This window comes from Clostridium sp. YIM B02569 (assembly GCF_022320765.1).
GTDB lineage: Bacteria > Bacillota > Clostridia > Clostridiales > Clostridiaceae > Clostridium > Clostridium beijerinckii.
This window is the reverse complement of sequence record NZ_JAKJJX010000016.1, coordinates 81,419-102,011: the sequence shown is the minus strand read 5'-3', so window position 1 is coordinate 102,011 and position 20,593 is coordinate 81,419. Positions and strand designations below refer to the sequence as shown.

The window sequence follows — 20,593 nt, the reverse complement described above, 5'->3', positions numbered from 1 at the left end:
AGTAAAGATTTATAAACCAAGTCTTCTTTCAAGCTCAAAAATTCCATCTTTAACTTCCTCTATAGGAAGATTACCTTCTGCTAATTCATCGTAATCTTTTTCTTTAAGTCTGTTGTAAAATTTAATTCCTTCTAAAATAATGCTACCATCATTATCAGTCTTTCTAAGAATATAAAATAAGGTATCCTCTGCTCTATCAAACTTATTAGTCAGTTCATATATTCTAAATATTTTCTTGTCTAAATCTAATGAAAGTTCATAATTAATTAATTCATCTGCTACTTCTGTTGCTTCATAAAGATATTTCTCATTTATCTCATCATCTTCAATATAAGCCTTATAAAAACCTTCTAGTGACTTTTCATAATATTGAATTTTAGCGCTTTCATTATTTTCCTTATCGCTAATAAGTCCTTGAAGTTTCATAAGACTTCCAAATGCTATAAATTTTTCTGCATTATAATGCGTTTCTTTACCTATAAAACTTTCTATGCTGCTGAAAGAAAATATGTCTATAGTTCCTATATCGATTCCTACGAGAGCCTTAAGTTTTTTGTTTATTTTTTCTTTAGCTTCTCCTATATCACCCTTTACTATATCCTTTCTTACTTCTTCATTTGTTAATGTTAAATTATTCTCTATCTCTTTCATATAATCATTCTTTATCATTGAGTCGCACCTCATCTTTTAAATTATTAGTTAAATTTGTATATTCCTAAAATATAAATACCTTTGCATTTAATTATTATACTCATAAAAATTTATAAAATATTAGATTTTCTAATACATCACATTTTTATACATTTCTCATACAATATAATATAAAAAGAATCTCTTACAACTAAATTATACGGAGAAAAACTTGATAAACTTATGATAGTATGGAGGTAATTTATGAATATTATTTGTGAAAATGAACATGATTATGATTGCTACGATACTCGTCCTAGCTGCACTTATTCTGACAATCGTCCTAGTTGCAGATGTTACAATCGTGCCCCAGAGCCTGGTAGAGCTTTACTAAATGTTGGTTCTGGTGGAGTTGGACCATTGCCTATAATTTCAACACCATTATCTAGACCTATACCTGTAGCTAGTGTTTCTCTAGATACTACTAACATGTGTAATCCTAAAGTGCTTTTAACATTTACTAGCATAATTTCTTTACCTGTAGATATTTTAGTAAATTTAAATTTCACATTAATAAAAACAGTTGGTGATGGAGCTCCTCAACCAATAGGTGGAACATTTACTTTCGCTGAAACAGTTAGTGTCTTAGAATCTGAATCATTTAGTTTTCAATTTTGTGATTGCAATCCAGCTTATGCTAATACGACTTATACAGTTCAACTTGAGCCAACTAGCTTAATTTCTGTAACAGCTGGATTAACTATAACTAATGCAGTATTATCAGCTTTAGCTGTTGAATCTCTATAATTATAGCTAATTATATTAAAGGGAGCTCTTTTGAGAGCTTCCTTTATTTTTATATTTTAAACGAAATTTAATACCCTTAATATTTCTACACCAATTTCTCTTTCCGTACCTTTATAAGGATAGCAATGAATATGAATTGCAGGATTAAAATTTAGTTCGATTATTGAGTAATTAGAATTTTCGTCGTTAAAATTTTCAAGCATCATGTCAACTCCACAAATTCTTGCGTTTACAGCATCCGCTGCATTTACAGCTATTATTTTAAACTTTTCAGGAATACTATCAGTATAATCTATACTATCTCCTCCAGTGCTTATGTTTGAATTCTCTCTTAGATAAACAATTTCGTCTTCTTCAGGGATATAATTAAAATCTTTATTTTGTTGCTTTAAAAATAATTCTGCACTTTCATCTAAAATTATCTTTTCAAGTGGTGTTACATAGTGATGACCTCTTAACGGATCCTGATTCTTTATTTCCACTAGTTCCTTAATAGAACTGACTCCATCCCCTTTAACATTAGCAGGAACTCTATGAAGTATTCCTGCAACTTTACCGTCTATAACTAAAAAACGATATTCTTTTCCCTTAACAAATTCTTCTATGAGAACTGTATTATCATATTTAAATGCGAGTTCAAAAGCCTTTTTAATACTCTCTTCATCAGCGCCTTCTTTAAATATACTTATACCTATCCCAAAATTTGTTGATTTTGGTTTAATAACAACTGGCTTTTTAGTAAATTCTTTTATTATATTAAAAGACTCATCTATTGAATTTACCTCAATTCCTTTTGGAACTTTAATCCCACTATCAGAAAGAACCTTTTTAGTCACACTCTTATTTTCCATAATTAAAGCAGTTATATAACTATCTTTTGATGTTTTTGTTGCTTGCTTAATATATTCTACTTTATTATTCTTTCTAAGTGATATGAAATTTTCGGATTTATCCAAAACTTCAACTTCTACTCCTCTTTTAATGGCTTCTTTCATTAATATTTGAGTAGATAGCTCTAATTCTTCATATCCTTCCAATTTAAATCTGTTTTTATAAGAATCTTCTTTATATTTCTGTGCTATATCTAAATGAGCATTGATATATCCTTCTTCTTTTACTTTTTTTTCAATTTTGTAAGCATATGTTAGTTGATTATTCTTAATTTTTTCGATCATCAAGTCAATAATTCTTTCTTTGCCAAGATTCAATTTATCATTAATATCTCTTATATTATTTAATATTTCTACTCCCCAATGCTCCTTGGAAATAAGCTCTCCATCTTTCTTTAATAAAACATCTTTTTGTCCTAGTTTTGAAATTATATTTTGGTTTTCTGTTCCCTCTTCCTGCCATCTATCATAGTCAGTTTCTTCATTAATTAGTAAAAACAAATTAAATATTTGAAGAAAATAAAGATCATCTAAGCTTATTCCTCCTTTTTCAAAAGGATTAATATCAATACTTCTATATTCTAGATATTGGATTCCATCTTTACTAAGTGAATTAAAGAAATCACTTGGATCTTTTGGTTTAAGCCTTACACAGCTATATAATTCTTTATGACTTCCTATAAGCTTATCGCTTACAAAGCTCCTTAAACTTTCAATATGCTCATCAACAGAATTATAATTAGGATATAGATCTATTTTATTCTTATACCCACATTCACTATTTCTATAAGACAAAGCCCCTTCATTTGAAAAACTATCATGTGCAATTTCTTTAGATGAATTCATACAAGGTCCCATATAGCTTTTGTCAACAACTCCACTTGCTCCTAAAAGATATATAATAATCCACCTATACCTCAAGTAATTTCTTGTAACCTTTAAGTATAAGTTATTTTTAAACTCCTTGTATCCCAATTTCTGATTTTCATTAAATATTCCGCTAAAAATCTTATGAGTGTTCTGTCTTTCATATAAACAGTATAACTTTCTCAAGAAATCATCATCAAAGGAAAAATTATAATGGATACCGCATATAAGCTGTTTTTTACCTCCATATTTTTTTATTAAATTTTCTCTGTAACGTCTAGCTTCTCTACCTTTTTCATTGTCACCATATTCTGCAATTCTAATTTTATCATCGGTAGGTACTATTCCCGGCATAGACTGTGGCCATAAATATTCATCCTCAATTTCCATTGCAGCAATATCATATAGCACTCTAGAAAAATTATATGTTTCTTCTATATTTTTAAATGGTGGTGTTATAACTTCTATTTGACTTTCAGCAAAATCCGTAGTTATATATTTGTTTTCCACTTTCTCACCAAACACTGCTGGATGCCTTTTAACTGATAACTCCCCTTTATTATTTACTCTTAAACTTTCTCTTTCTATACCATAATTACCTTTTAATAATTCAAAAGGTGTAAATAATTCTTTAAGTTCATTTAACATTGACTGCCTCCCCATATAAATTTTATCTATATATTTTATTAATTCCTATTTATATTTTCTTTTCACCTCAATTATATATAATATATAAGCTACACTTCCTTTTAGAATACTCGATATAGAAATACTTATCCAAATGCCATTTAAACCAAATGGTTTTATTAAAGCTAAGGCCATTGGTATTCGTAGTGCTGTAAATACAACGCTTATAATTGAAGATATTTTAGGTTTTCCTATACCTGTAAATAATCCATTAGATACAGTTTCTGTAGTACTAAATAATTGAGAAAATGCTACTACTTGTAAGTACATGTTAGCTATTGCAATTGTTTGCTGATCTTTAACAAATAATTTAACAAATGGTGTACTAAAAAACATGAATATAAATGCCATAAGAATAGAATATACAATTCCTATCCTAAGTGCAGTGTTATACCCTTCTTTGATTCTTTTATATTTTTTAGCCCCAAAATTTTGACCTGTAAATGCAGCTATCGCACCATGAAGACCACCAATAACCATATATGTAATAGATTCAATTTGAAGTCCTATTTTTTGAGCAGCTATTGCATCTGATCCAAATATGGCTATTATTTTTGCAAGGAATATGTTTATTACAGTAAATAGAATTCTTTGTATAGCCATAGGAAATCCTAAAATTATTATTTCCTTTATCTTATTATAATCAATTTTTACACTAAAATTATACCTAAGTGTTCCCGATGATCTAAATAAATATAACAAAAACATTATAATATTAGCAATCATTGTTGCAATTGCTGCTCCTTCAACTCCTAGTTTTACAGCATAAATAAAAATTGGGTCTAATATTATATTTGCAACTACTCCTACAACGTTTATGTTAAATGCTAATTTATTATTTCCAAAGCTCCCCAATATCCTTGCATATAAAAGATTAAAAAATGCAAAAATTATTGTAGGCCCACTGAAAATTAAAAATTCATATGCATCTTTTTCAACTGCAATATTATTTATATTTAAAAAATTCACAAGTGCTCTTCCTAATATAATAAGTATAGACCCAAAAATAAACGACATTACTGCATTAATTAAAAGGCCCGCATTAATATACTCTTTTACCTCATTCTCTTCCTTTTTACCTATAGAATGTGCGACTTTTATTCCTGTTCCTATAACTACTAATGAGTTTATAGAATATCCAAGGCCTACGAAAAAACTCGCTGATCCAACACTCGCTACAGCATTACTTCCAAGTCCGCCAACCCACAGCATATCAACCAGATTATATGTAAATTGTAGCAATGAACTTCCCATTATTGGTACTGATAATGTTGTTAGAACATTCAATGTTTTTCCTTTAGTTAAATCAATCTGTCTCATTTCATCTCCGTTTTTATAAATTTTTATTATTTTTAATAAGTACATTATATTTAGTATATTATAAAGATTAACAAAATCGTACTTTCATATTAACTTTTAATTAGAATCTTCATTTTTCTTATCAATTTGTACGCAATCCTCATTTTCTGTAATTAGATTAAGTAAAAACAGCACTAATCTGTTACAATTACTTGTGTTTAACTTGTACAAGTTCCAAATTCCATCTTTTCTTGCTTTAACCAACCCACAATCTATTAATACCTTCATATGATGCGATAAAGTAGGTTGTGTAAATTCAAAGCTCTCTAATATCTCACACGCACATTTTTCTCCACAAGATAATAAGTCTATTATTTTTAGCCTATTAGGATCTGAAAGTGCCTTTAAAATTCTTCCATTCTTATCATATTTCTTACACACATTTAACTCCTTTTTCAATATTAGCCATTTTACTAATCTATGTATATAGTATAGATATTCATCTATGTGTAGTCAAGATTTTTTATTTTAATTTGCCTTTTAAACCGCCATCACATATATACCTATCTATTTGATGCCATAACTCTAGCTACTGTCTTATGTTGATAAATAGTATATTTTAATCTATGGTTTCCGCAAACATAAATGCTAGTATTATTCTTTTAGCATTTCTCATTAATATATTTTACTTTCTATAGAAACATCACTTAAATCAAAAGAGCCAAGATTTTATTCCTGACTCTAGATTTTCTAATCAACATTTTATGATGTTACAAAGTATAATTTTAATCTATGTAAATCATATAATAAATTTTACTACTAGTTTCGCAGCTTTAAAAGTAAGCTTCCCATATAAATTTCTTAATATAATTTATGTAAAATTGTTCTTCAAAAACATTATACAAATATTTGTTTATCTACGCATTTACTATTTCTCCACCATTAACATGGATTACTTGCCCTGTGATATATGAAGCACATTGTGAAGCTAAAAATACGTATGCTCCAGCACACTCTACTGGCTGTCCTGCTCTTCCCAATGGTGTATCCGATCCAAATTTCTCAACCTTTTTTTCATCAAAGCTTGCTGGAATTAATGGTGTCCAGATTGGCCCAGGTGCAACAGCATTTACTCTTATATTAGTTTTCCCTTTTGCTAATGCGGTAGATAAAGATCTTGTTAATGTAACTATAGCACCTTTAGTCATTGAATAATCAATTAATGTTTCATTTCCCTTATATGCAGTTATTGAAGCAGTATTTATTATGCATCCACCTGCTTTCAAATGATTTAATGCTGCCCTTGTCATATAAAATGTTCCATATACGTTTGTCTTAAATGTCTTATCAAATTGCTCGTCACTTATTTGCTTGAAATCTGCACTTTCATATTGAACTGCTGCATTATTAACTAATATATCTATTTTTCCATATTCTTTAATAGTTTTTTCTAAAACATTATTACAAAAATTAGGATCACTTATATCACCTTTAATTAAGGTACATCTTCTGCCTATATTATCTATTATTTTTTTTGTTTCTTCTGCATCTTTATTTTCATTATAATAAGCAATCACTATGTCAGCACCTTGATTTGCATATGCTATAGCAACAGCCTTTCCGATTCCACTATCGCCTCCAGTAATTACTGCAATCTTGTCCTTTAATATATCTCCTTTTTTATTATAACTTGGATCATCATATATTGGAGCTGGATTCATTTCATACTCCAGTCCTGGCTGTTCCTTTTGTTCTTGTTTTGGAAAAGATGTTGGAAAATCCATTTTAATTCCTCCTGTTTTTCTTTATTTTTATAAATACTAGTTTTTCCTATATACTAAAAAATATTTATATGCAAAAATTAAACTTCTAGTAAGTTAGAAATTTAATTTCACTTAACTTACTAGAAGTTTATTTATAATACCTCTTATTCATCTATTCTCTCAATTGCGAGTCCTACAAGTCCTGGTCCTGTATTTACCCCAAGCGCTGGACCAATTGTTCCAGCTATTGTACACTCAACTACATTGGGTAAATCTTTTATCAAACAGTATAGGTTTTGTACCTTATCAAAACCATTTCCATCTAAAATCCAGGCTTTATATTTACCTTTTTCTAAATACATTTTAAATATACTGGTTAATTTAGATACAGCTTGCTTTGAACCTCTAACTTTAGCTGCAGTTCTATATGTTCCATCTTCTGCTACGGTTATTATTGGCTTAAGATTCAAAAACTCCCCTATTGTTCCTGCCACTTTGCCAATCCTTCCTCCTTTTTGAAGATATTCTAAAGTATCTATTGTAAAAAATAAATCTATCTTCTCTCTGTATGTAGGTAGAATTTCAATTATTTCATTAAATGTTTTACCTTCTCTAATTAACCTTGAAGTTTCCAAAACCATTGCACCTTCTGCCATTGTTAATGTTCTAGAATCAAAAACAAAAGTTTTCAGCTCCTTGAACTCCTCACAAATTAGTCTTACTGCATTATATGTTCCTGAAAATGCAGATGAAATAGTTATTATTATTGCATGCGTAAATCCCTCACTAACAACATCTTTCAGAACGCTTGTTATTTTTTCAATACTCGGTAACGATGTTTTAGGAATTTCTGTTTTTAATCTTTCATACATAAATTGGGGAGTTATATCAATTCTATCCTCATATTCCTTATCTGCATATATAATTTTAAATGGCAAAAGCCTTATTTGGTTTGCTTCTAATAACTCGATGCTTATATCCGATGCACTATCAGTAATTAATGCTATCTTTTCCACTTATTGTTCCTCCTAAATTAATTTTACATTACAATCATTATATCACTCTCTATACGTTTATCAATATTTCCAAAACATTTCGAAACTAATACCCTAACTTTTAAAAAATCTAATCTTTAAAGTCGAAAAATAAATCACCTATAGACAATTTTACTTTAACGGAAATAATACTTATTTAACTATTACACCAAGAAATCTTGCTAGCTCAACTGCCTGCATAGGAGATACAATAGCATCTTTTAGCTCTTTTCCAGTTAACGATATGTCCGATATATTATTTTCTCTAAAATCTACTTTTTTAAGAGGAGTATTAGTAAACTCAGAGTTAGCTAAATCACATCCATTAAATGCAACATACGTAAAGCTACATTCCAAAAACATACTACTTTGCATATCACATTCCTGAAATTTTACATTCTTGACCTTTGAATATCCAAAGTTTGAGTATCTGCTAACTGTATCTTTAAAAAGAACCTCTTGTATACTACTATCACTAAAATCAGATCCTAAAAGCTTGCAATTATTAAATTCTACTCTATGTATACTTCCATTTGAAAAATCAATATTTGATAAATCACAATTTTCAAATATTATATCTACTAAGTCTACATTTCTTAAACAACACTCCCTAAGCACAACATTTTCAAACCTACATCCGCTAATTTCTACCCTTTCTTCATTCATATATTCTAGACAACTATTCCTAACTAAAGTATTTGTTAAATATTTTTCATTTATGAGTTTCTCTTTAACATTTATATTTTCTTCTAATAAACTCTTTAATCTTGGTCCTGATATTTTTTTTAATTCCGTCATATGTATTCTCCTTACCCCAAAATTAATTTTAAATTTTCCTTTATTATAATTCTTATTTTACGAATTGTGTATAATAATTTACTATATACCATCTTGATTTTATTTTAGTACATATATAAAAGAGAACTTTAACTAAAGTAAAGCTCTCTTTATTGACGGAAATTAAAATCAAACCAAATTATCATTCTTATACAATTCCTCAACTCGCGCCCAGTCAATTAAATTCCATATGTTTTTAACGTAATCTCCACGTAAATTTTTATATTTCAGATAATACGAGTGCTCCCAAACATCTATTGTTAGTATTGGAGTAAATCCGAAACTTAGAGGTGTATCCTGATTTGAACTATTTGCAACTTTCAGCTTACCACGTTTATCTTTAACTAGCCAGCCATAGCCTGATCCAAATTTATTTATTGCAGTTTCGCTAACAAGCTTCTTTAACATTTCTAGTGAACCAAAAGTACTAACTATTTCGTTAAGTAGTTTCCCTTCAGGTTCCTTTTTAGGATAAGGGAAAAGAATTGAAAAATATAAATTGTGATTTAATACACCTCCACCTTGATTTATAACATCGCGATAAATTTTTTTAGGTATTTTATTTGGATTTGAAAGTATTTGCTCTAAGGTTTTTCCCTCTGTAAATTTCTCATATCCCTTAAGCACATTATTTAGTTTATCAACATATCCTTGAAGATGTTTAGTATAGTGTATTTTTACAGTTTCTTCATCAATGTATGGTTCTAGTGAATTATACGAATACGTTAATTCAATTTTTTCATATCTCATATTTTTCCTCCAAACTTTAGAGAAGAAAATTCATTTTATATTATAGTATGTTTTAATTGAATAAATGTTCACCTAAATAATCAAAGTAAAAATTTGAAATCCTATCAACACACATGAGAAAATCTATAATTCTTTACAGTACAAACTTCTCAATTATTATTTCTCCTTCTTTATTGACATATGCCTTAATATCTTTACTTGAGGCATCTAATGTTTTTAATCTTTCTCCAAAGCAAAAAACTGTATTGCTATATGCAATTTTTGCAGTTATAATTCCTCCTTGCAACACTTCCAATTTGGTTGTTACCCCCGAAGGACTCCCAACTATTCCAAGTTTAATATTTCCTCTTGCTGATATAACGCCCCCTCTGGCTACTGAATCATCACGTAAAAAAATAATATCATTTAGTGCTGTTAAATTAGAAACATATTGTCCTTTATCTTTTATAATAATATTTCCTGTAGATTTTATTAAAGAATCCTGACAATAGCCTATATATATGTCTGCTGGAATTATCATATTATCTTCTAACAGTTCTATTTCATTGGTTATTAACTCTTCAAGATTTCTTAAATCCTCTATTGATTCTATTTTTGATAAGTTTAATCCCATCATTTTACTTCTTATAAAACTTACTAAATCATTATTATCACTATCTTCACAAATACTATGAGTTATTATATTTAAAGACAATTTAGGTATAGATTTATACCTGTTTTCTATAAGAATTTTAACCAATTCAGAAATTTTTTTAGAGTTATTGCTAGACTCATTTAACTTTTCAACCGCACTTATAAGTTTTGATATGATATCTTTATATTCATTTAACTTTTCCAAATACATTTTCTTTTCCATATCTACTTGTCCAGTAAGAACAGTTGATTTAATCACGCTTCCTTTGATATTAATTTCTCCTCCTGCCACTATGGTAGATATGTCAACATTTTTTTCGATAGTTAAAGAATTTCCCGATTTAACTTTCATTCCCTCTTTAACATTACCTTTAATATAAACGTCTCCAACAAAAAATATATTCCCGGATTTTATATCTACATCTTGAATATTATATAAACTATTTACACTCAAAATTCCATTTTTAGATGATGGCCTGCCAGTTTTAGTGGCAATTATACTATTTCCTTCAACTTTACATCCATCGCCTATTTTTATAGGTCTACTTTTCACAGTTTTTTTCTTTAATACTTCACCACATATATTTTTACCATCTTGCCCATTTTTACCTGGAATTATTTCTGCCAGAACTTGTCCTTCAGTTATACTAGATATAGAATATACATTCCTATAATCTATCTTTTCATTTGAGTTTTCATTCACTATCCTCTTTTCTCCAATATCAAATAACACTTTAATTTCATTTGGCGTGTCATCAATAGCACCAATACCTTCAGCTATTAACGTCTCTTCTCCATTTCCTAATGCGCATGCTTCTATAAGATTTTTATATATTATTCCATCAGTTATCTTGTTTTGCCTTAATATTTCCTTTATTTCTGTTAATGTATATTTTTTAGGATAATCTTCCTCTACCTTCATCGCCTTAAGAATCAAATCTTTAGCCATTGGCTTATCCCTAAGTTTATATACGTATGCTGGTTTATATTCTACCTTTATATATCCTTTCATTTTATCCACTGAAATATTCACTGATATTTTCTTTACTTGTTCTATTTTCTCCCCTATATAATCTATCTTATCAGATTGAGTTATTTCATATGGTCCTTTTTCACTACATAGTTCTCCATTAATAAAAAGTTTGATTTTTTCACAAGGTTTAATTGTTATCTGTTCTTTATCTACTTTGCTTAAACCTTCTATTACTACTACATTACCATTTTCTACTTTAACTCCATTTTCATCATTGTTAATTACATTATCCTCATTAGTTACAACTCTTTTCTTAGCAACATCTTTCGTGAAATCTTCCGTATAATTTAGATTATTATTAGAACTTGAGGAATATAAATCAACATCCATAACTTCTATTTCAACTTTTTTATTGATAAATGAATGATTGTCCTTAATTATTTTATAGTTTAGGTCTTCCTCTGCAACATTTAATTCTTTTGAAGCATTATTTAAACATTCATCTAAATATTTTCCAACATAAGTCCTATTCATATTCCTCATCTCCTTAACTTGACATTATTCCTTAACTAATTATAACATTAATCGATTACATTTAATACTTATTTATACATATTGTTAGCTTTTCTTATATAAATTGCCACTAATCTAATAAAGAATAACAATATTTTTCTTTAATAAAATAAAAGACTTACTCAATTAAGAATAAGTCTCTAAAAAGATAATTAAAATATTGCTTTAATTACTCTTTCTCTATGTCATATTTTCAAAAATCCTTGGTACATTCAATATGCCATAACCCCAATATGGATTTGGAGTAATATCTCCACTTCTCGCCATTGCTCCTTTTGCAAGATATGCTTTAATAGTTTGTGCATACATATTAGGTTCATTTCCATTTACAATCCCCCATTGAAATAGCATAGCACAAACTCCAGATACGACAGCCGCTGATACACTAGTTCCGCTTACTACTGCCGTTGTGTTATTCGGGGCAACCGTTAGTGCATTTATTCCACCTGCTGCAACATCTATTCTATCAGTGTAGGATTCTAAAAAGGCCATACCAGAAAAATCAACAATATTGTTATTATTTTGATTATATGCCGCTACAGTTATAGCGTATATTGAGTTTCCTGGATTTGTTATAGTTCCAAATGGATCTGAAAAACTAAATCTCGTATCTCCAACTGTTAGCCCCTTTTGTGGTATCCAAGCATTAAATCTTCCATTAGAAATATAATTCGCCTGTATTCTGATTCTCCATATACCAGGCTGCAAATTATAAAATCTTATCCTTATCAACTCATCTCCAGTTACTTCTTCTGGAAAATAAAAATTAACTCTAATTGAGGTCTTCTCAAAAATAAAAGTATGATTTATGGTGTAATTAATTATTAAACTCAATATCCCAGAACTTTCCCCTGATGGTGAAACTATTTCAACCGTCATTATGTTAGGCAAATCAGCCCATATTTGCACCCATATATTTTTTTGTTCAGGTGACGCTTCTAACTCCGCAACCCCAGCACCAGGTGATTGCACTCCAACAATCTGAGTTACTGAACCAGATGTGTGGCCGCCAGCATCCCTCTGATTTCCAGTACCAGTAACTACCGCTATTCCTCCATTGCTTGATATTGCATCTATAAAGTCTTCCAGTATCCCTTCTCCCTTATGATTTCCTAAACTACTTCCAAGAGGAAAATATATAACCATTGGTTTGTTGGTAGTTAAAGCATATTCATACACATATTGCAATGCTGCAAAAATAGCAGTTATATTAAACACAGGAACTATTACGTCTGGAAACTGGACCTCATACGAAAAATCTCTTATAAGTTTTACTACTACAAAATTACAGTCTGGTGCAACACCCCTTAAATTCGGATTCTTTCCACTAGCTCCAATTATTCCAGCCATATTCGTCCCATGTCCAATTTCATCTCTGCTTGGAACTATATCATCTGGAGATCCTCCCTCCCTACTTGCTCTTATAGCATCATTTATTTTATTTCTATCAAATAATACCCCAAACGGTACAGATTCCGAACCGTTTTCGGCATTACTTATCAATGTTTGATCCCAAATATTTTCAATTCTTGTTTCTCCATTAGCATCCATAAACTCTTCGCTAAGATAATCAATACCCGAATCGATAATTGCTACATTTACACCTTTTCCTGTTAAATTCAATTGAGATCCGGTTTGTAAAAAGCTAGCTTGAGACGCATCTACTGGTGAAATATCTTGTAAAGTATAAAATTCTGCAGGAATAACATATACAATTGATGAAATATATGGTTCATTTCCCATATTGATTTCAACATCTTTTTTAACAGATACAACGGCATATCTATCATTGATTACTGTAACATAGTAATCTGGTATTTTAGAAATCTCAGCTTCAATATCTCCTTGATACTGTACAACATAATTATCATAATTAATATCATGAAAAATTCTTTCCATCAATATATTTTTTTTCATTTAAACTCCTCCATGTATCTCTTCGGAATCCTTATGAACGACTTCTATATATAATATTTTAATGTGTACAATATTCAGTTCTTTTAATTTATACACACTTAACTCCTTTATACTATTTATATTTAATAATATTTACATATATAATAAATTATTCGTAAAGAATATTTATAAAAAAAATAACATATCAACTTCTGATTAAGAAGTTAGTATGTTATTTTCTATTAAATTTAAATTACAACCTTTTGTATTTATTACTTTTTATAAAATTATTGTTGATTTGCCAATCTTTTATAAATTTCTAATCTTTCTTTCGCTTCAGATTCTGTTTTCTCAAACAATTTTTCTGACTCCTCTGGAAATGCTTTAGCAAGGGATGCATATCTTACTTCACCCATTAAGAAGTCTTTAAAATCTTCTTTTGGATCTTTAGAATCTAATATAAATGGATTCTTTTCTCCCTTTAATGCTGGATTATATCTATAAAGATGCCAATATCCACAATCAACTGCCTTCTTTTCTTCCTCTTGAGTATTTGACATTCCTACTTTTATTCCATGATTAATGCATGTAGAATATGCTATTATCAATGAAGGACCATCATATGCTTCTGCTTCTGTTATAGCTTTAATAGTTTGATTCTTATCTGCTCCCATACAAACTTGGGCTACATAAACATATCCATATGTCATTGCCATTCTTCCTAAATCTTTCTTCTTCGTCCTCTTCCCAGATGCAGCAAATTTTGCAATTGCTGCTGTTGGAGTTGATTTTGATGACTGACCACCAGTATTTGAGTAAATTTCTGTATCGAATACTAATATATTTACATTTTCATTCATTGCTATCACTTGATCTAGACCTCCATAGCCTATATCATAAGCCCAACCATCTCCTCCAAATATCCACTGTGACCTTTTTACGAAATATTCTTTATCCTTTAATATCTCTTTAGCAATTTCACTATTTTCTTTTTCAAGAACTTCAACTAACCTTTCTGCCCTTTCTCTTGTTCCATCCCCAATATCCTTATTATCTAACCATTCTTTAAGAACAGTTTCAGTTTCCTCTGACATATTACTTTCAAGGGCGATATCAACATTATTCGCTATTCTTTCTCTTATTGTTTTAACACCTAAATACATTCCATATCCGAACTCAGCATTATCTTCAAACAATGAATTTGCCCATGCTGGTCCATGACCATGTTCATTAATTGTATATGCCATTTCATATGACCCTGCTGCCCAAATTGATGAGCACCCTGTGGCATTTGCAATCATCATTCTATCACCAAATAATTGTGTAACAAGCCTTGCATATGGAGTTTCACCGCAACCTGCACATGCTCCATTAAACTCAAGTAATGGTCTTTCAAATTGGCTTCCTTTAAGAGTGTATTTATTTAGCGGATTTTTAGGTTTAACTCTTTCCATATAATAATTCCAAGCTTCAATTTGCTCGTGTTGACTATCTTGTGATTTCATTACTAATGCTTTACTTGGTGCTGGACATACTTGTGCGCAATTACCACATCCAGTACAATCAAGCGGAGTAACACCAATTGAGAAATATACCTTTTCATTACTTTTTATTCCTTTTGCATCTAATACTTTTAGGCCTTCGGGAGCCTTTTCTTTTTCATCTTCATTTAGCAAGAATGCTCTAATTGTAGCGTGTGGACATATATATGAACATTGTGTACATTGAATGCAGTTTTCTGGTATCCACTCAGGCACATTTACAGCTATTCCTCTCTTTTCATAAGACGTTGTTCCAGACATAAAAGTACCATCTTGTATTCCTGCTTTTACGAAATGGGACACTGGCATTGAATCGCCCTCTAACCTATTCATTGGCCTAGTAATTTCTTTAATGAATTCTGGAAAATTCTCATCAAGCTCAAGTTTATCGTCTAAATCAGTATTCCAACTATAAGGAACCTTAATTTTAGTTATTCCTTCTAACCCTGCATCTATTGCTGCGTGATTCATATTAACAATTTTTTCGCCTTTATTACCATATGATTTAACAACTGCTTCTTTTAAAAATTTAATAGCATCTTCAACTGGAATTATGTTTGCTATTTTAAAGAATGCAGCTTGCATTATCATGTTTATTCTTCCTCCAAGGCCAACATCTTGAGCGATTCTAACTGCATTTATTATATAAAATTCTATATGATTTTGAGCAATATACCTTTTTATAGATGCTGGTAATCTCTCATCCAATTCTTCGGGCGTCCAAATTGTATTTAATATAAATTTACCATTCTTTTTTAACCCTCTAATTACATGATATTTATACACATAAGATTGATTATGACACGCAACAAAATCCGGTCTATCAATTGGATATCTAGATTTAATTGGCTTATCACCAAATCTTAAATGCGAAACTGTAAGTCCTCCTGATTTTCTAGAATCGTAATCAAAGTATCCTTGAGCATACATATCTGTATTATCTCCGATAATCTTAATTGCACTTTTATTCGCACCAACTGTACCATCTGATCCTAAACCCCAGAATTTGCATGATGTAATTCCATCAGGAGTGGCATCTATATGTTCAAATGTTCTTAAAGATGTATTTGTAACATCATCAATTATTCCAATTGTAAAGTTATTTTTTGGTACATCTAAAAATAGGTTATCATAGACCGCAGCAATATGAGCTGGTGTTGGATCTTTTGATCCAAGTCCAAATCTTCCACCAACAACAATCGGAGCATTATCCATTCCGAAAAATGCTCTTGATACATCTAGATAAAGTGGCTCTCCAACTGACCCTGGTTCTTTCGTTCTATCTAAAACTGCAATTTTTCTTACAGTCTTTGGAATAGCCTTCAATAGTTTATCCACTGAAAACGGCCTATATAACCTCACTTTTACAAGCCCTACTCTTTGTTTATTATTATTTAGAAAATCTACAGTTTCTTCTATAACATCATTTACTGCCCCCATAGAAATTATAATTCTATCAGCATCATGTGCTCCATAATAATCAAAACAATGATATGATCTACCTGTAAGCCTAGTAATCTCAGTCATATATTGTTCAACAATTTCCGGAACATCATCATAATATTTATTTACAGCTTCGCGCATTTGAAAGTAAATATCTTGATTCTGAGCAGTTCCTCTTATAACAGGATGATTTGGATTTAAAGCTCTTTTTCTAAATTCATCAAGCGCCTTATAATCTAGTACCTTAACAAGTTCATCTGGTTCAATTACCTCTATTTTTTGAATTTCATGAGATGTTCTGAATCCATCAAAAAAATTCATAAAAGGTATTCGTGATTTTATAGTAGCTAAATGCGCCACTCCACTTAAATCCATTACTTCTTGAACAGATCCTTCTGCAAGCATTGCAAACCCGGTTTGCCTTGCTGCCATAACATCTTGATGATCTCCAAATATACTCAGTGCTGATGTTGCAATTGCTCTAGCAGCTACATGTATGACACATGGCAGCAATTCTCCTGCTATTTTGTACATATTAGGAATCATTAATAGTAATCCTTGGGATGCTGTATATGTTGTTGTTAATGCACCTGCTTGAAGCGAACCATGCAGTGCACCAGCTGCTCCTGCTTCTGACTGCATTTCAACAACTTTTAACGGTTGCCCAAAAATATTTTTTTTCCCTTGTGCAACCCATTCATCCACATGTTCTGCCATTGGTGATGATGGAGTTATCGGAAAAATCACTGCTGCTTCCGAAAATCCATATGACATATATGCAGCAGCTGTGTTACCATCCATAGTTTTCATTTTTCTCATTGTATTTACCTCATTTTCTCTTTGTTTCTATATTGTTAATTATTAATTCTATCTTCATTTATAGTATTACTAAAAAATTTTGATAGTATGTATTTTTCAATGAAGTAATTCCATGTTTTTCAAATGATAATATGATTTTAGATTAAATAAACAAAAGTTATAATATTCTCACTTATTCGTATGTTTCCAACGGAAATACATGAGAGTATTATAACTTTTAAAATGTTCAAATTTATATTTTTCACATACCACAACTTTCATATTAATAAAAAAATAGGCACTAGCTTTTTCTATATTTATATACGAATTTAAAGTTTTTACTTGACTGAAAATAACATTTTACATTTCGTTTGATTTTAAATAAGGTCTAGTTTCTATACTATCTAATAATAATTATTTTTCCAAAGCTTCCTTCAAAGTATGCCATGCTAAAACTGCACATTTAACTCTTGCTGGCATGTTTGAAATATTTTTAAAGGCCATAGCATCTTCTAACGCATATAATTCTTCATCATCTTTAATTTCTCTTTTAATCATTCCAATAAAAGTTTCTGTAAGCTTTAATGCTTCTTCGATATTTTTACCCTTTATCAAATCTATCATAATTGATGTAGATGCTTGAGATATTGCACATCCTTGCCCAGTGAAAGCTAAATCTTCAATAACACCATTGTTTAATTTAAGTTCTAAAGTAATTTCATCTCCACAGCTAGGATTATGACCCTTTTCCTTAATATCTGGATTATCTAAGTTTCTCTTATTATGCTTAGAAGTGCTGTGCTCCATAATAAGTTCTGTATAAATAGCATTTAAATCCATCTAAATTACCTCCATTTTAAAAACATTTCATATGTTTTCTTTGTTGCTTCTATTAACTTATCTACATCTTCTTTTGTATTATAAAAGTAGAAACTAGCTCTGCAGGTTGCATTTATACCCATATATCTCATTAATGGCTGAGCACAATGATTGCCTGATCTTATTGCAACACCATGAGAATCAAAAACTGAAGCAACATCATGAGGATGAACGCCCTCTATGTCAAAAGAAATAATTCCACCTCTATTGCTTAAATCCTTAGGCCCATATAGCTTTACATAAGGCAGTTCTTGGAATTTTTCAAGTGCATAACTTGTAAGTTCTCTTTCCATTTCATCTATTTTATCTATTCCTATATTTTCTAGATAATCAATAGCTGCTGCAAGCCCTACAGCACCCTCAACGTTTTGAGTACCACCTTCAAACTTAGATGGCAATTCTGCAAAGGTTGCTTCCTGCTCATAAACATATTCAATCATATCTCCACCAACTATATATGGTGGCATGCTTTCCAAAAGCTCCTTCTTGCCGTAAACTACGCCAATTCCCATTGGGCCTAAAAGTTTGTGTCCTGAAAATACTAAAAAATCTGCATCTAAGTCTCTTACACTTACCTTCATATGTGGTACACTTTGTGATCCATCTACAATTACTTTAGCACCTTTTGAATGAGCATACTCTATAATCTCTTTTACTGGATTTATAGTACCAAGTGCATTTGATACCTGTGTTATGCTCACTAGTTTAGTTCTTTCAGTAATCTTCTCTTTAATTTCTTCTTCTGGAATTTCTCCGTTTTCATTTACGTACATATATTTTAATGTTGCTTTTTTGGCTCTAGCTACAATCTGCCATGGAATAAGGTTTGAATGATGCTCTGCAATTGAAATAACAATTTCATCGCCTTCATTAATGTTGTTCATTCCATAAGAGGATGCTATAAGATTAAATCCTTCTGTTGCATTTTTAGTAAAAATAACTTCTTTTGAAAATTCTGCATCAATAAAATTTCTAATCTTTTCTCTTGAATCATCATAGGCTTGAGTTGCATCAATACTTAACTTATAAGCACCTCTATGAGGATTTGCATTACTTACTTTATAGTAGTTTTCAATAGCCTCTAAAACTTGAACAGGCTTTTGAGTTGTAGCACCGCTATCTAAATAAACTAATCTTTCTCCATTTTCGTTTGCCCTCAAAACAGGGAAATCTTTCAAAAAATCTATATTATTCATTTTTAAGTCCCCTGTCTACTTCTTGTAATATTTCTTCTATAACGTCATTATCACCAATTGAATCTATTATTGGATTAAATGCAGCTCTAACAATAACAATCTTAGCTTCATCATAACTTAATCCTCTGGACATCAAATAAAATAACTTGTTTTCATCAATTCTTCCTGAAGATGCTGCATGTTCTCCTGAAACATCATCTTCTGCACATAATAGCACTGGCATTGCTTTAGCTCTAGCCTCTTTTGAAAGGAGCATACAATATTCATCTTCTGCACCAACACTTTTAGATGCACCAGTTTTAAAATCCAAAGTTCCTTTGAAAGACTTTCTAGCTTTTCCTTGAAGTGCTCCTTTAACATTTATATTAGAATTACTTCTTTGACCTTTGTGAGTAATAATGTAATTAATGTCTATAAGTTTATCTTTATTTCCTAAATAAATAGAATTTATATTGGCAGCTGATTTATCACCTATTAAATCTCCATGATAATTGTAAATACTATATTGTCCTCCAAGGTCTACTGATATAAAATCAACCTTTCCATCTTCTTCAATATCTGAAACATTAGAATCGAAATGAACGGTATTTTCATTTAAAAAATTCACTTTAGTTAGTTTAATTTCACTATTCTTCTTTGAATATATAGTACAAATTCCATTATGATAACCAATTGAATCATCCAAAGATTTATACTTTACTATAATAGAAGCTTTAGAATTTTCTTCTCCAACAATTATTAAATTATCTACTAAAGAGCTGTTATCTTTATCCATATTAAATTCTATAATTATTGGTTCTTCAGTTTTTATATTTCTACCTATTGTTATTACATAACCTTGGTTGAAACCTTCTTTACCTTGGTTTATTAAATCTTCACTGACTCCATATTGAAACTCTCTATATAAAGTTAATATTTTATCATTTTCTAACTTTTGAATATCAACGCCTTCTAAGCCCTTGATTTCTACGTTATCGAACTTTTTAATTTCTCCAATATTTAATTCTCCAAGGCTTATATCATTAATATTAACCCAGCTTTTAGTTCTTATTGGAGTTTTATTTAAATTATTAAATTGTATAGCCTTCATTTCTCTC

The 20,593-nt window shown here is 30.1% G+C and carries 15 protein-coding genes; 1 reads left to right on the top strand and 14 read right to left on the bottom strand.

The features are described 5' to 3' along the window. Window positions 1-9: 9 nt before the first annotated feature. Window positions 10-669 carry a DUF6483 family protein gene (locus L3B96_RS15650; RefSeq protein WP_238948031.1) on the bottom strand — a complete coding sequence of 220 codons (660 nt, stop codon included), beginning with the start codon at window positions 667-669 and terminating at the stop codon, window positions 10-12. Window positions 670-894: 225 nt separating this feature from the next. On the opposite strand from L3B96_RS15650, the gene L3B96_RS15645 reads away from it, so the two are divergent. After that, window positions 895-1,437 (top strand): DUF4489 domain-containing protein, encoded by a 543-nt coding sequence (locus tag L3B96_RS15645; protein ID WP_017209639.1) that lies wholly within the window; start codon window positions 895-897, stop codon window positions 1,435-1,437. A 56-nt stretch (window positions 1,438-1,493) separates the two neighbouring features. Here the strand turns inward: L3B96_RS15645 and gshAB are convergent, their stop codons facing one another. The 13 genes from gshAB to sufD all read right to left on the bottom strand — a co-directional run bounded on the left by gshAB (window position 1,494) and on the right by sufD (window position 20,586). Then, window positions 1,494-3,842, bottom strand: a complete 2,349-nt coding sequence (gene gshAB, locus L3B96_RS15640) for a bifunctional glutamate--cysteine ligase GshA/glutathione synthetase GshB (protein ID WP_238948030.1) — start codon at window positions 3,840-3,842, stop codon at window positions 1,494-1,496. A gap of 45 nt (window positions 3,843-3,887) precedes the next feature. Next, window positions 3,888-5,201 (bottom strand): MATE family efflux transporter, encoded by a 1,314-nt coding sequence (locus L3B96_RS15635; RefSeq protein WP_238948029.1) that lies wholly within the window; start codon window positions 5,199-5,201, stop codon window positions 3,888-3,890. Window positions 5,202-5,297: 96 nt separating this feature from the next. Further along, window positions 5,298-5,621 carry a metalloregulator ArsR/SmtB family transcription factor gene (locus L3B96_RS15630; RefSeq protein WP_011969183.1) on the bottom strand — a complete coding sequence of 108 codons (324 nt, stop codon included), beginning with the start codon at window positions 5,619-5,621 and terminating at the stop codon, window positions 5,298-5,300. Between the two features lie 476 nt (window positions 5,622-6,097). Then, complete coding sequence (locus L3B96_RS15625; RefSeq protein ID WP_238948028.1) at window positions 6,098-6,964, bottom strand: SDR family oxidoreductase; 867 nt, start codon at window positions 6,962-6,964, stop codon at window positions 6,098-6,100. A 143-nt stretch (window positions 6,965-7,107) separates the two neighbouring features. Beyond that, the gene (locus L3B96_RS15620) at window positions 7,108-7,959 is read right to left on the bottom strand and encodes a DegV family protein (protein ID WP_011969181.1); all 852 of its coding nucleotides are present in this window, start codon (window positions 7,957-7,959) and stop codon (window positions 7,108-7,110) included. 171 nt (window positions 7,960-8,130) lie between these two features. Next, window positions 8,131-8,775, bottom strand: a complete 645-nt coding sequence (locus L3B96_RS15615; protein ID WP_238948027.1) for a pentapeptide repeat-containing protein — start codon at window positions 8,773-8,775, stop codon at window positions 8,131-8,133. 168 nt (window positions 8,776-8,943) lie between these two features. Beyond that, entirely contained in the window at window positions 8,944-9,564 is a 621-nt protein-coding gene (locus tag L3B96_RS15610) for a superoxide dismutase (RefSeq protein WP_017209643.1), read from the bottom strand. Between the two features lie 133 nt (window positions 9,565-9,697). Beyond that, window positions 9,698-11,704 carry a FapA family protein gene (locus L3B96_RS15605; protein WP_238948026.1) on the bottom strand — a complete coding sequence of 669 codons (2,007 nt, stop codon included), beginning with the start codon at window positions 11,702-11,704 and terminating at the stop codon, window positions 9,698-9,700. Window positions 11,705-11,923: 219 nt separating this feature from the next. Then, window positions 11,924-13,660, bottom strand: a complete 1,737-nt coding sequence (locus L3B96_RS15600) for a S8 family peptidase (RefSeq protein ID WP_017209645.1) — start codon at window positions 13,658-13,660, stop codon at window positions 11,924-11,926. A 266-nt stretch (window positions 13,661-13,926) separates the two neighbouring features. Further along, window positions 13,927-17,442 (bottom strand): pyruvate:ferredoxin (flavodoxin) oxidoreductase, encoded by a 3,516-nt coding sequence (nifJ, locus tag L3B96_RS15595; protein WP_238948025.1) that lies wholly within the window; start codon window positions 17,440-17,442, stop codon window positions 13,927-13,929. 393 nt (window positions 17,443-17,835) lie between these two features. Then, on the bottom strand, window positions 17,836-18,261 hold the full coding sequence (gene sufU, locus L3B96_RS15590; RefSeq protein ID WP_011969175.1) for a Fe-S cluster assembly sulfur transfer protein SufU: 426 nt from the start codon (window positions 18,259-18,261) through the stop codon (window positions 17,836-17,838). A 5-nt stretch (window positions 18,262-18,266) separates the two neighbouring features. Continuing rightward, entirely contained in the window at window positions 18,267-19,496 is a 1,230-nt protein-coding gene (locus tag L3B96_RS15585; RefSeq protein ID WP_238900339.1) for a cysteine desulfurase, read from the bottom strand. Continuing rightward, window positions 19,489-20,586 carry a Fe-S cluster assembly protein SufD gene (gene sufD, locus L3B96_RS15580; RefSeq protein WP_238948024.1) on the bottom strand — a complete coding sequence of 366 codons (1,098 nt, stop codon included), beginning with the start codon at window positions 20,584-20,586 and terminating at the stop codon, window positions 19,489-19,491. Before sufD ends, L3B96_RS15585 begins: the two co-directional genes overlap by 8 nt. Between the last annotated feature and the right edge of the window lie 7 nt (window positions 20,587-20,593).